The 12,473-nt window shown below is 63.6% G+C and carries 11 protein-coding genes; 6 read left to right on the top strand and 5 right to left on the bottom strand.

All coding sequences use genetic code 11. From position 1 onward, the window contains the following. Positions 1-2 precede the first annotated feature (2 nt). From ACNQOP_RS18060 to ACNQOP_RS18040, 5 genes are all read right to left on the bottom strand, one after another. On the bottom strand, positions 3-1,214 hold the full coding sequence (locus ACNQOP_RS18060) for a pseudouridine synthase (protein WP_416405356.1): 1,212 nt from the start codon (positions 1,212-1,214) through the stop codon (positions 3-5). Between the two features lie 149 nt (positions 1,215-1,363). After that, positions 1,364-2,020: an SMC-Scp complex subunit ScpB gene (gene scpB / locus ACNQOP_RS18055; RefSeq protein WP_235520402.1), complete on the bottom strand. Its 657-nt coding sequence runs from the start codon at positions 2,018-2,020 to the stop codon at positions 1,364-1,366. Further along, positions 2,013-2,930, bottom strand: coding sequence for a segregation and condensation protein A (locus ACNQOP_RS18050; protein ID WP_416405355.1), 918 nt, complete (start codon positions 2,928-2,930; stop codon positions 2,013-2,015). Before ACNQOP_RS18050 ends, scpB begins: the two co-directional genes overlap by 8 nt. 27 nt (positions 2,931-2,957) lie before the next feature. Next, entirely contained in the window at positions 2,958-3,857 is a 900-nt protein-coding gene (locus ACNQOP_RS18045) for a ParA family protein (protein ID WP_235520400.1), read from the bottom strand. A gap of 252 nt (positions 3,858-4,109) precedes the next feature. Beyond that, complete coding sequence (locus tag ACNQOP_RS18040) at positions 4,110-5,456, bottom strand: cation:dicarboxylate symporter family transporter (protein ID WP_416405354.1); 1,347 nt, start codon at positions 5,454-5,456, stop codon at positions 4,110-4,112. Positions 5,457-5,595: 139 nt separating this feature from the next. Between ACNQOP_RS18040 and ACNQOP_RS18035 the strand changes: the two genes are divergently transcribed. The 6 genes from ACNQOP_RS18035 to ACNQOP_RS18010 all read left to right on the top strand — a co-directional run bounded on the left by ACNQOP_RS18035 (position 5,596) and on the right by ACNQOP_RS18010 (position 12,329). Continuing rightward, entirely contained in the window at positions 5,596-7,242 is a 1,647-nt protein-coding gene (locus ACNQOP_RS18035; RefSeq protein ID WP_416405353.1) for an ATP-binding protein, read from the top strand. Continuing rightward, a complete protein-coding gene (locus ACNQOP_RS18030; protein WP_235520397.1) occupies positions 7,239-7,952 on the top strand; it encodes a response regulator in 714 nt (237 codons plus the stop codon). The genes ACNQOP_RS18035 and ACNQOP_RS18030 overlap by 4 nt, the downstream gene beginning before the upstream one ends. Positions 7,953-8,024: 72 nt before the next feature. After that, entirely contained in the window at positions 8,025-8,666 is a 642-nt protein-coding gene (locus ACNQOP_RS18025) for a GntR family transcriptional regulator (RefSeq protein WP_257371292.1), read from the top strand. A 26-nt stretch (positions 8,667-8,692) separates the two neighbouring features. Then, complete coding sequence (locus ACNQOP_RS18020; protein WP_416405352.1) at positions 8,693-10,213, top strand: MmgE/PrpD family protein; 1,521 nt, start codon at positions 8,693-8,695, stop codon at positions 10,211-10,213. Beyond that, positions 10,214-11,119 (top strand): methylisocitrate lyase, encoded by a 906-nt coding sequence (prpB, locus tag ACNQOP_RS18015; RefSeq protein ID WP_416405351.1) that lies wholly within the window; start codon positions 10,214-10,216, stop codon positions 11,117-11,119. Between the two features lie 70 nt (positions 11,120-11,189). After that, positions 11,190-12,329: a bifunctional 2-methylcitrate synthase/citrate synthase gene (locus tag ACNQOP_RS18010; RefSeq protein WP_284987231.1), complete on the top strand. Its 1,140-nt coding sequence runs from the start codon at positions 11,190-11,192 to the stop codon at positions 12,327-12,329. Positions 12,330-12,473: the final 144 nt, after the last annotated feature.

Raw genomic sequence — 12,473 nt, 5'->3', positions numbered from 1 at the left:
CCCTAGAGCCCTACGGATGCCAGGAGGTGCCCGACTTCCTGCCTGCCGAGGTTGCGGATGCTGCCCTGTCGCTGGTCGCCCAAACCGATGGGACCGACCTTGACACGGACCAGCCGCTCCACCGGGAAACCGACGGCGTCGAACATGCGACGCACAATACGGTTCTTGCCGGAGTGGAGTACAACCTCGATCAGGACGTGGCCGGGAGTGGAGTCAACCAGCTTGAACGAGTCCACAGCTGCTACGCCATCTTCGAGCTCGACGCCGTTCTTAAGCTTGGCGCCGACGCCCTGCGGGAACGGGCCACGCACCTGCACCAGGTATGTCTTGGGTACCTCATAGGAAGGGTGCGTCAGGCGGTTGGCGAGTTCGCCGTCGTTCGTCAGCAGCAGCAGTCCCTCGGTGGCGACGTCCAAGCGACCCACATGGAACAGGCGTTCGCCCTTGTTCTTGTTGTTCTTGAGGAAGTCGCTGATGCAGGGACGACCCTCCGGGTCTTCCATAGTGGAAACGACGCCCTTGGGCTTGTTGAACACCATGTAGACGAGTGTTTCGTCCAGCTGGATCCGGATGCCGTCAACGTGGATCACGGCAGCCGTGGGGTCCACGCGCATGCCAAGCTCGGTGGTCACCACGCCGTCAACCTCGACGCGACCTTCGAGGATCATTTCCTCACACACGCGGCGGGAAGCCACGCCGGCCTGCGCCATGACCTTCTGCAGGCGTACGCCGTCTGCGTCGTGGAGGTCAGACTGCGGGACTTCCTGCCGCGGGCCGCGGTTGCGTCCCGGTTTGCGGATGGGACCCAGGTTCTGGCCGAATCGTTCGCTGCCGAACGCTTTGGAGCCGAACTGCTTGGCCTGCTTCGGTTTGGGCTTCAGCGCACCCGGGGTACCGGGCGCCTTGCCAAAGCCGGGCTTGTTGGAGCCGGGCTTACGGAAAGGCTTGGCAGGCCGGGCAGCCTGGCCACGGTCGTAGTCGCCGGCCGATGTGGGGTTGTCGGGATCGAAGGGTGCCGCTTCGCGCGGCTTCGAAGCCTTGAAAGGGCGACCCTCGCCCTGGGTGAAGTTGCGCTTTCCAGCGCCGGCGCTGCCGCCGCGGCCCGAAAAGCCGCCGGCGTTGGAGCGGCCTGCGCCGCCCTTGGCCTCATTGCGTCCGGAGCTGTTGCGTCCCGAACCGTTACGTGGTGAACTCTGGCGTCCCGCCTGTGTCATGACCCGTCCTTGTGTAGTAATGGCCGGCATTTGGTGTTGAAATCAACACTAGCCAGCCGGACAGACATCGTCTGCCCCTTGTTGCTGTGCACCTTCTTGCGGTGCTTGTATCGGTATTAAGTTCTGGTGCCGCCGTCTGTGGCCGTTGGCTACATCCGGGTGGCGTCGTAGTACTCGTCGATCCCTTCCAAACCAGGAAGGTGGGGCGAGAGCTGGGGCAGTTCCGCCACCGAGCCGATACCCATGCGTTCGAGGAAGTACGAGGTTGTCCTGTACAGGACCGCCCCGGATTCGGGATCGTTTCCGGAGTCCTCGATCAAACCACGCTGGGTAAGAGTCCGGACAACGGAATCAACGTTGACGCCGCGAATCGCGGACACCCGGGCCCTGGAGACCGGTTGCCGGTAAGCAATAACCGCCAGGGTCTCAAGCGCAGCCTGAGTCAGCCTGGTGGTCTGCCCTTCAAGGACGAACCTGCCCACGATGTCGGCAAAATCCGACCGTGAATAGATCCGCCACCCTCCGGCGACGTTCCGCAATTCAAAACCCCGGGGTGCAGTGCTGGCATCGGCAAAGCCGACAGCATCCACGTCCGGGGCTTTAACAGTATAGCCGCTATACTCCCGCTGCAGGTCATGCAGCAAATCCTCGACGACGGCGACCGTCACGTTCAGTCCTGCTGCCAGCTCTTCGGTGGTGGCCGGTTCGTCGATGACCATAAGGACAGCTTCCAACGCTGCACGGGCTCCACCTGGCAGTCTTTCGAGCGCAGCCAGCCCGTCCGGCTCCATTTCCTGCTCACTCATTGTTACTGTCTCCATCGTTCCCGGATTCGTCGGCGCCTGGCATTGGCCCGTATTCCTCACTCAGGCTGGAACTGTCCCACGCGGCATCATCACCGGTCCAGCGCACCGTCAGCACGGCAAGGGGCTCGGGTTGCTCGAAGGCAACCACCCGGTCCCGGAACATTTCCAGCAATGCCAGGAAGCGCGCCACCACCGTCAGGGTGCTCTCGGCATCAGCTATCAGCGCGTTGAAGGTCAGGGGTGCGCCCAGCTTCAAGCGATATCCCATGATCTCCGCCTGCTCCTTCACGCTTACCGGCGGGGCATGAAGGTGGTCCAAGCCTACTTCCGGGGCCACCGTGTCCTTGGGCTTGAGTGCCTTGGCCGCCAGTTCCGCGAACTGTCCGGGCGTGTGCCGCCACACGAGCTCCGGGAGCAATGCCGCGAAATGGCTTTCCAGGGCCACCTGCCGCGGGTAGCGGAGTGCCTCCTCTTCCAGGGTCCCGCCCAGTATCCCGGCGATTTCCTTGAAGGCCTTGTATTGCAGGAGCCGGGCGAACAAAAGGTCCCGGGCCTCGAGGAGTGCAATGTCTTCCGCGTCTTCCACCTCGCCGGCGGGAAGGAGGCGCGCCGCCTTCAGGTCCAGCAACGTTGCGGCGATGACCAGGAACTCGCTGGCTTCGTCCAACGCCCAGTCCGCCCCCAGTTCCTGCAGGCGGCGGATGTACTTGATGAACTCATCGGTGACGGTGGCCAACGCGACTTCGGTGATATCCAGCTTGTGCTTGGATATCAGGCCCAGAAGGAGGTCGAAGGGCCCGGTGAAGTTGGCCAGCCGAACCTCGAAGCCCGGCTTCCGGGCCTCGGAGGTGCCGGCGTCGGACGCGGCCACCCCTACGGCCGGTGGCGCGGCCGTGGGAGTGTCAGTCATCGGGGCGAGCGACGGTACCACCGTCGGCTACGGCGCGCCGCCGCGCGAAATCAGTTCCTTGGCGAGGCGGCGGTATGCGTCTGCGCCAATGTGGTTACCGGCGTAGCTGGTGATCGGCTCGGCCGCTACGGTGGCATCGGCGAACTTGATGGAGCGTTTGATGACGGTTTCGAAGACTTTGTCGCCGAAGGCTTCAACCAGGCGGGAGATCACTTCGCGGCTGTGCAGCGTGCGGGCGTCGTACATGGTTGCCAGGACACCGTCCACCTGCAGGCGCGGGTTGAGGCGGTCCTGCACCTTTTCGATGGTCTCCACCAGGAGTGCTACCGCGCGCAGGGCGAAGAACTCGCAGATCAGCGGGATGATGACGCCGTGTGCTGCCGTCAGCGCATTGACGGTCAGGAGGCCCAGCGAAGGCTGGCAGTCGATCAGGACGACGTCGTACTCGTCTTCGACGCTCTTCAGTGCGCGGTCCAGGACCTGCTCGCGCGCTACTTCGTTCACCAACTGGACTTCGGCCGCGGAGAGGTCGATGTTGGCAGGCAGGAGGTCCACGCCTTCCACTCCGGTCTGCTGGATGGCGTCACGGATACTGACCTTGCGGTCCATGAGGACGTTATAGACGGTGAGGTCGAGCTCGTGCGGATTCGCACCCAGCCCAGCGGACAGGGCTCCCTGGGGGTCGAAGTCCACCAAAAGGACACGCCGGCCGTACTCTGCGAGCGCAGCCGCGAGATTGATGGTGGACGTGGTTTTGCCGACGCCACCCTTTTGGTTGACCATGGCGATGACTCTCGCCGGGCCGTGGGAGGCCAACGGAGCGGGTTCCGGAAATTCCCGATAAGGGCGCCCGGTGGGCCCCATGACGGCGTCTTCCAGATCGAGCCCGGTACCTTCCAGCGTTGCGGAACCCCGTTCGATGCTCACGTATCCAACCACTCTTTCGACGACGATCTTCCCTGCTGCTGCGCCCCCGGCTACAGCGCTACTACCCACCTAGGCTACAGGCCCCGACACGGTATTCCGGGGAACTTGACATTGGCCGCGTATTGAGCCTTGACCCTCTAGTTGAAGTCGAAGGTTCCGGTTCACGACGCCGGGCCGGGCCTTGGGAGCACCGAAGGCCGGCACCCCAACAGGTGCCGGCCTTCGTTTCATTACGTGCTTCGCGGTGTGGTGCTAGACCGTTGCTTTTTCCCGGGACTCACCTTCGGGGGCAGTTTCCTCGTCGCTGCCATGGGCGATCATGGTCTGCTCGTCGAAGGGTTCGTTGCCGGAGAGGACGCGCTCCACCTGGCTGTTGTCGATTTCCTTGACCCAGGTGCCGATCAGGACCGTGGCCACGGCGTTGCCCGTGAAGTTGGTCAAGGCGCGGGCTTCGGACATGAAGCGGTCGATTCCGACGATCATTCCCACGCCGCCCAGGAGCTCCGGCTTGTGTGCCTGAAGGCCGGCGGCCAGTGTTGCCAGGCCTGCACCGGTGACACCGGCAGCGCCCTTGGAGGCGATGATCATGAAGATGAGCAGGGAGATCTGGGCGCCGAGGTCCAGCGGCGTGCCCATGGCGTTGGCGACGAACAGGGACGCCATGGTCAGGTAGATGGCCGTACCGTCCAGGTTGAAGGAGTAACCCGTGGGGACCGTGACGCCAACAACCGGCTTGGAGACACCCAAGTGCTCCATCTTGGCGATGAGGCGGGGCAGGGCAGCTTCGGAGGAGGACGTGGAGAAGATGAGCAGGTATTCGCGGGCCAGGTACTTCATGAGCCGGAAGATGTTGACGCCAGCGACAACCCGGAGCAGCGTTCCCAGGATGACCACGATGAACAGTGCGCAAGTGATGTAGAAGGCCAGCATCAGGGTGAACATGCTGAAGATGGCTTGTGCACCAGTTGCACCGACGACGGCGGCGATGGCACCGAAGGCGCCGACGGGAGCCAGCCACATGATCATGATCAGGATGCGGAAGACCAGCCGTTGACCGTGGCCGATGGCCTTCAGGATGGGAGTGCCTTCCTTGCCCATCTTTTGCAGGGCGAAACCAACCAGGATGGCAGCCAGCAGGGTGGGCAGGACGGGGATGTCACCGGGGATAATTCCGAGGAGGAAGTCCGCGGTGCTGTCCGTTGCGGCCTTCTTGTTCGGGTCATAGGGGGTCAGCTTGAGTCCCTCGCCCGGGTGGATGAGGTTTCCGACGACCAGGCCGATGGCCAGGGCGAAGGTGGACATGGCCACGAAGTAGGCCAAGGCAAGTCCGCCGACCTTACCGACGGTTGCGGCCTTGGCGATCGAACCGATGCCCAGGACGATCGTGCAGAAAATGACGGGGGCGATCATCATCTTGATGAGCTTGATGAAACCGTCACCCAGGGGCTTGAGGGATTTTCCGACCTCGGGGAACAGCAGGCCGACTACGGCGCCCAGCACCACGGCCAGGATGACGGCGATATACAGGTAGTGGGACTTGTCGAGCCCCTTACGTCCACCTTTGGCAGCGACTGCCGACTCTCCTCGTTGAGAGGTCATGGGATTCTCCTTCTGGATACTGTGTAAGGCGCTGCGGTCCTGCACTGATGTCCAATCCGCTGCCCTTGTGTGATATCCATCATTGAGCCGTTGGTGACACACATCACCGTTGCGGTCATATTGGTCATGGGAGGTCCACGTGTTTCACAGCTGGAGCATCGCCCGCCGTCTGTTTGTGGCGAACCTGCTGTTCGTCCTGGCGCTGACGGCGGCTTTCGGTGCATTTTCCTTGCTGGAGGCCAGGGACCGTGCATACGGAGACGCCGGCAGCCGAATGCGTGCCATATCGACATCCATCGCCAACAATCCGCTTGTCCTTCAGGCCGCGTCCTCGGGGGATCCCTCGGCCGTTCTTCAGCCGTATGCCCTAAAGGTCATGAGTGAGGCCGATGCGGACTTCATCACGATCATGGCTCCGGACCGGACGCGCTGGACCCATCCCCGGGCCGAGGAGCTGGGCAAGCCGTACATCGGAACCATTGAACCGGCCCTGAACGGCAACACGTTCACTGAGGTCACTGCAGGGACCCTGGGGCCCTCGGTCCGGACCATCTCACCTGTCAAAGACCAGGACGGCACGGTCAAGGCGCTCGTGGCCGCCGGGGTGACCGTGCGGACCGTGGACACCGACGTCGCCGATCGTTTGGGGGTGATCGGCGGCATAGCACTTGTGGTGCTTACCTTCGGCTCCATCGCGTCCTGGCTGCTGGGACGGTACCTGCGTTCGGTGACACGCGGCTGGGGTCCGGAACAGCTGGCCCAACTCTTCGCCTACTACGAATCCGTCCTGCACTCCGTGCGCGAGGGACTCATCCTCGTGGATACCCGTGGCAAGGCGGTGATGTACAACGACCAGGCGGCGGAACTGCTGGGCCTTGAACCGTCCGACGCCGATCGGTCCCCTGCTGCTGCCCCACGGCTGGCCGACCTGCCGTTCGATGGAAGCCTGCGGGCGCTGTTCGAGTCCGGGCGGCCGGCCCATGATGAAATCCACCTCACGGGCTCCCGGATTTTGGTGGTCAACCAGGCCCCGGCGGTGGCGCCTGTGCCTGGGCGCAGCAGGCAGAAGCCGGCCGTTTACGGCACGGTAGCCACCATCCGCGACCGCACCGAGATTGAGTCCTTGGGTACTGAGCTGCAGACCATGAAGACGTTGTCCGACGCCTTGCGGGCCCAGACCCACGAACACGCAAACCGGCTGCACATGATCGTCTCGCTGCTGGAGTTGGGCCGCACTCCGCAGGCCTTGGATTTCGCCACGAAGGACCTCGAGTTGAGCCAGCAGCTCACCGATGACATGGTGGCGTCCGTTGACGAACCGGTCATGAGTGCCCTGGTCATGGGTAAGGCTGCAGAAGCCCATGAGCGCGGGGTGGAACTGCTGGTCCGCACCTCCGGAAGCTCCGGTGTCCGCGGGCTTGAGATCCAGGACCTGGTAACCATCCTCGGCAACCTGCTGGACAACGCGATCGACGCCGCTGCCGCCGGTGAGTCCCCGCGTTCGGTGGAGCTGGACGTGGAAGCGGGCGCTGCCGCCGTCGAATTTACGGTGCGGGATACCGGCAGTGGCATCAATCCCGATTCCATTGACGACGTGCTCCAGTACGGCTTCAGCACCAAATCGCCGGCAGCAGGAACGGGAGGAACCCATGGCCGCGGCGTCGGGCTGGCCTTGGTCAGGCAGGCCGTGCAGCGACTGAACGGTACGATGACCATCAGCAATCCCGGCGGTGCACAGTTCCATGTTGTGCTTCCTGTACCGGATCCCGAGGAAGAGCAGGCATGACAGACATCCGCGTCCTGGTGGTTGAGGACGAGCCGATAGCGTCCGATGCCCATTCCGTCTATATCGGCCGCCTCGACGGTTTCACCTTGGTAGGCACCGCACCGGATGGACAGTCGGCCCTGCGGATCCTGGGCGAATTCGCGGCATCCGGCGAACCGGTGGACTTGGTGCTGCTGGACATGAACCTGCCTGACCTGCACGGCCTGGACGTGGCCCGCCGCATGCGGTCGGCCGGCGTCTTTGCCGACATCATCGCGATTACGGCTGTCCGGGAATTGAACATCGTGCGCAGTGCCGTGTCGATCGGCGTCGTGCAGTACCTCATCAAGCCCTTTACCTACGCAACGTTCGCGGACAAGCTGGGCAGCTACCGGACGTTCCGTGACCAGCTGGCAGGTTCCCTGTCCGGGATTTCCAAGGCCGGGGCGTCCCAGAGCGACGTGGACCAGGCGTTCGCGAGCCTTCGCGCCCCCACGGAATTGCCCTTGCCCAAGGGGCTCTCCGGCTCGACACTGGAGTCCGTGAAGGACCTGGTGAGGTCGCGGCAACAGCCGGTCTCGGCCAGCGAAGTCATGGAGGCGCTAGGAATGTCCCGCGTCACCGCCCGCCGGTACCTGGAGTACTTGGCCGACGCCGGGACGGTTACCCGGGCAGCACGGTATGGCACCCCGGGGCGCCCCGAAAACGAATACGGTTGGAACCGAAGCTAGTTTCTGTATACACAGAGGGCTAAAAATCATCCGACTGTCGCTTTGACACCAAGCTGTGTATACACTGATGCTATGCGCGCCAGTGACCGGGCCTACACTGCCCTCAGGGAAGACATCATCGAATGGCGCCTTCGTCCGGGCACGGTCCTGGCGGAGGTGGAGCAGTCCGAGCGCCTCGGCGTTTCCCGCACCCCGGTCCGCGAGGCGCTGGGCCGGCTCACCGCTGAAGGATTGACGACGGCGGCAGGAGGCCGCGGCGTCGTCGTTACCGATATCTCACTGGAGAACATCGACGAACTTTTCGAACTGCGCGAGACCCTCGAAGTGCGGGCTGCGGGGCTGGCCGCCGAACGCGGCGAGCCCGGGATCTTCGCCGAACTCCACGCCCAACTGCTGTTGGCCCCCGAACTGCTCACCGAAACCGATCCCACACGCCACGACTACTACGCGCTGGTTGGCCGGCTGGACGATGCCATAGACGCCGCCATTTCGAACACGTATATGGCCCACGCCATGCGCAGCCTCCGCGTCCATCTGGTCAGGGTCCGCCGCTTGGCAGCTGACGACTCCGCCCGGCTTCACGCGGCCGCAGGAGAACACGCCGCCATCGCAGAAGCCATCGCCGCCGGCAACCCCCGGCTGGCCGAAGCCGCAACCACACTTCACCTGCACCGCAGCCTTACCCACGTCAAAGCTACCCACACGCCTGCCTAGAAACACCACTGCCTAGAAGGAGCACCATGGTTAAGAACAATCACGTCCGTGTCTACAAGAGCGAAGAGAACCTCCCCCGCGAGGAACAACTGGCCCACAAGATCGCCGTGGTCGCCGCCGACCCCGTCGACGTTACGCCCGAGGTCACCGACATGGTGATCAACCGAATCATCGACAATGCCTCCGTGGCCATCGCCTCGCTGAACCGCGCACCGATCGTCGCTGCCCGCGCCCAGGCCCTGACCCACGGCCCGTCCGCCAACGGCAAGGGCGCCCACATTTTCGGTATCAGCGAGCAGGTCTCCCCCGAGTGGGCGGCCTGGGCCAACGGCGTGGCTGTGCGCGAACTGGACTACCACGACACCTTCCTGGCTGCTGATTACTCCCACCCGGGCGACAACATCCCGCCGATCCTGGCAGTCGCACAGCACGTGGGCTCCAACGGCGCCGACCTGGTCCGTGCCATCGCCACTGGTTACGAGATCCAAGTGAACCTGGTCAAGGCGATCTGCCTGCACAAGCACAAGATCGACCACGTTGCCCACCTCGGCCCGTCCGCCGCCGCCGGTATCGGCACGTTGTTGGGTTTGGATGTTGAAACGATCTTCCAGTCGGTGGGACAGGCCCTGCACACCACCACCGCCACCCGGCAGTCCCGCAAGGGCGAAATCTCCACCTGGAAGGCCCACGCCCCCGCGTTCGCAGGGAAGATGGCCGTAGAAGCCGTGGACCGCTCCATGCGCGGGCAGACTTCCCCCGTGCCGATCTACGAAGGCGAAGACGGCGTGATCGCCTGGATGCTGGACGGCCCGGACGCCTCCTACGAGGTTCCGCTGCCGCTGCCCGGCGAAGCCAAGCGCGCCATCCTGGACACCTACACCAAGGAACACTCCGCCGAGTACCAAGCCCAGGCGTGGATCGACCTCGCCCGCAAGCTGAACCGCGAGCACCCCGAAGCCACCGATCCCGCTAACGTGAGGTCCGTGCTGATCAAGACCAGCCACCACACCCACTACGTGATCGGTTCCGGAGCTAACGATCCCCAGAAGTACTCCCCCACCGCATCCCGCGAAACCCTGGACCACTCCATCCCGTACATCTTCACCGTCGCACTCCAGGACGGCGCATGGCACCACGTTGACTCTTACGCCCCCGAACGGGCCGCCCGCCCGGACACCGTGGAACTCTGGCACAAAGTCACCACCGTGGAAGACCCGGAGTGGACCCGGCGTTACCACTCCCTGGACATCGCTGAGAAGGCCTTCGGCGGTTCAGTGGAAATCACGCTGACGGACGGCACGGTCATCACCGATGAGATCGCCGTGGCGGACGCCCACCCCCTTGGTGCCCGGCCTTTCGCCCGAGAGCAATACATCAACAAGTTCCGCACCCTCGCTGCGGGACTGGTCGAAGAAGCCGAAATCGAAAGGTTCCTCACCGCCGTCGAACGCGTCACCGAACTGGGCGAAGGCGAACTGGACCAGCTGAACATCACCGCAGCCCCCGGCGTGATCGACCTCAACAACGCACCCAAGGGACTGTTTTAAATGCTGTACTCCAAAGTCACCCCCGAACAGAAGCGGCTGAAACTCCGGGAACTGCTGGCCTCCGGGACCGTGCAGCAGTTCCCGGGAGCCTTCAACCCGCTCTCGGCCCGGCTCATCGAGGAAAAGGGCTTCGCCGGCGTCTACATCTCCGGCGCCGTCCTCGCCAATGACCTCGGCCTGCCGGACATCGGCCTGACTACCCTCACCGAGGTAGCAACGCGCGCCGGGCAGATCGCCCGTATGACCGATTTGCCGTCGTTGGTGGATGCCGACACCGGATTTGGCGAACCGATGAACGTGGCCCGATCCATCCAGGAACTCGAAAACGCCGGCCTGGCCGGTTGCCACATCGAGGATCAGTTCAACCCGAAACGCTGCGGACACCTGGACGGCAAGAACGTCGTTGACATCGACACCGCTGCCAAGCGCATCCGCGCCGCCGCAGACGCCCGCCGGGACCCGAACTTCCTCATCATGGCGCGCACCGACATCCGCGCAGTCGAAGGAATCGAGGCTGCTCAGGACCGCGCCCGCGCTCTTGTGGACGCAGGCGCCGACGCCATCTTCCCCGAAGCCATGCAGGACCTGGGCGAGTTCCAGGCCATCCGTGACGCCGTGGATGTGCCCATCCTGGCCAACATGACGGAGTTCGGAAAAAGCGACCTTTTCACCGTCGACCAACTCCAAAGCGTTGGCGTGAACATGGTCATCTACCCCGTGACGCTCCTCCGCATTGCGATGGGCGCTGCAGAGCGTACTCTGGAATCGATCAAGGCTGCGGGGACCCAAGAGGCTGAAGTGGAGAACATGCTCACGCGTGCCCGCCTCTACGAACTCGTGGACTATGAGGCATACAACCAGTTCGATACCGGCGTATTCAACTTCAAGGTTCCTGGCATCCGCTAGGTTCCAGTTTCATCAAGGGGAACGCAGGGTCCCATCACCGGGCCCTGCATCATGAACGAAGGAGTTCAGCATGGCAGCTGAAGACATCAAAAAGGGCCTTGCCGGCGTCGTGGTGGACTACACCGCCGTCTCGAAGGTCAACCCGGACACGAACTCGCTGCTGTACCGCGGGTATCCCGTCCAGGAACTCGCCGCCAAGTGCAGCTTCGAAGAAGTTGCCTACCTGCTGTGGAACGGCGAACTGCCCAACGAATCGCAGCTCGCCGAGTTCACGGCCCGCGAACGCGCAGGACGTGCCCTCGATCCCGTCGTCAAGACGGTCATTGATACCCTGCCCACCACGGCACATCCCATGGACGTCTGCCGCACGGCAGCGTCCGTGCTTGGCGCCAGGCACGAACTGGCCGAGGATTCCTCACCCGAAGCCAACATGAAGAAGGCCATCGACCTCTGGGCTGCCATGCCTGCTGTCGTGGCGTACGACCAGCGTCGCCGGCGCGGCGAGGACGTCGTGGAACCACGCGAAGACCTCGACTACTCGGCGAACTTCCTGTGGATGACGTTCGGCGAAGAACAGGTTCCCGAAGTGGTTGAGGCGTTCAACGTCTCGATGATCCTTTACGCAGAACACTCCTTCAACGCCTCCACCTTCACCGCCCGGGTGGTCACATCCACCCTCGCGGACCTGCACTCGGCCGTGACCGCCGCGATCGGCGCCCTCAAGGGCCCCCTGCACGGAGGCGCCAACGAAGCCGTCATGCATACCTTCGATGAGATCGGCATCCGCAGCGAAGAATCGCTGGACGAAGCCGCATCCCGGGCGAAGACCTGGATGGAAAACGCCTTGGCACAGAAAAAGAAGGTGATGGGCTTCGGGCACCGCGTGTACAAGCATGGCGACTCCCGGGTACCCACCATGAAGGCCGCGCTGGACAAGATGATCGCGCACTACGGCCGGCCCGAACTCCTGGGCCTCTACAACGGCCTTGAACAGGCCATGGATGAGGCGAAGGCGATCAAGCCCAACCTTGACTACCCGGCCGGCCCCACGTACCACCTCATGGGCTTCGACACGCAGACCTTCACGCCCTTGTTCGTGGCCAGCCGCATCACGGGATGGACCGCGCACATCATGGAGCAGGTTGCTTCGAACTCCCTGATCCGTCCGTTGAGCGAATACAACGGCCCGGAAGAGCGGCACGTGCCCTAAGTTTTGCGACCTTAAAGCAGAAAAGTACGACGGCGGTGCCGGCCCACACACGGGAGCCCCCCCCCCCCCGCCCACGTTAACAAAACCCCACACCCCACCCACCCCTGCGGCCCCCCCCCCCCAGAAAAATAGACAGCCGCCACC

The organism is Arthrobacter sp. LFS091 (assembly GCF_047977885.1).
Lineage (GTDB): Bacteria > Actinomycetota > Actinomycetes > Actinomycetales > Micrococcaceae > Arthrobacter.
The sequence above is the reverse complement of the archived record's forward strand: the minus strand, read 5'-3'. Positions and strand labels throughout refer to the sequence as shown.

What these genes read in the sequence shown, in the direction of transcription:
- ACNQOP_RS18020 (WP_416405352.1), top strand. Translation starts at nt 8,693, where the DNA reads ATGGTTAAGAACAATCACGTCCGTGTCTACAAGAGCGAAGAGAACCTC.
- ACNQOP_RS18040 (WP_416405354.1), bottom strand. Translation starts at nt 5,456, where the DNA reads ATGACCTCTCAACGAGGAGAGTCGGCAGTCGCTGCCAAAGGTGGACGT.
- ACNQOP_RS18010 (WP_284987231.1), top strand. Translation starts at nt 11,190, where the DNA reads ATGGCAGCTGAAGACATCAAAAAGGGCCTTGCCGGCGTCGTGGTGGAC.
- ACNQOP_RS18050 (WP_416405355.1), bottom strand. Translation starts at nt 2,930, where the DNA reads ATGACTGACACTCCCACGGCCGCGCCACCGGCCGTAGGGGTGGCCGCG.
- ACNQOP_RS18060 (WP_416405356.1), bottom strand. Translation starts at nt 1,214, where the DNA reads ATGACACAGGCGGGACGCCAGAGTTCACCACGTAACGGTTCGGGACGC.
- scpB (WP_235520402.1), bottom strand. Translation starts at nt 2,020, where the DNA reads ATGAGTGAGCAGGAAATGGAGCCGGACGGGCTGGCTGCGCTCGAAAGA.
- ACNQOP_RS18025 (WP_257371292.1), top strand. Translation starts at nt 8,025, where the DNA reads ATGCGCGCCAGTGACCGGGCCTACACTGCCCTCAGGGAAGACATCATC.
- prpB (WP_416405351.1), top strand. Translation starts at nt 10,214, where the DNA reads ATGCTGTACTCCAAAGTCACCCCCGAACAGAAGCGGCTGAAACTCCGG.
- ACNQOP_RS18030 (WP_235520397.1), top strand. Translation starts at nt 7,239, where the DNA reads ATGACAGACATCCGCGTCCTGGTGGTTGAGGACGAGCCGATAGCGTCC.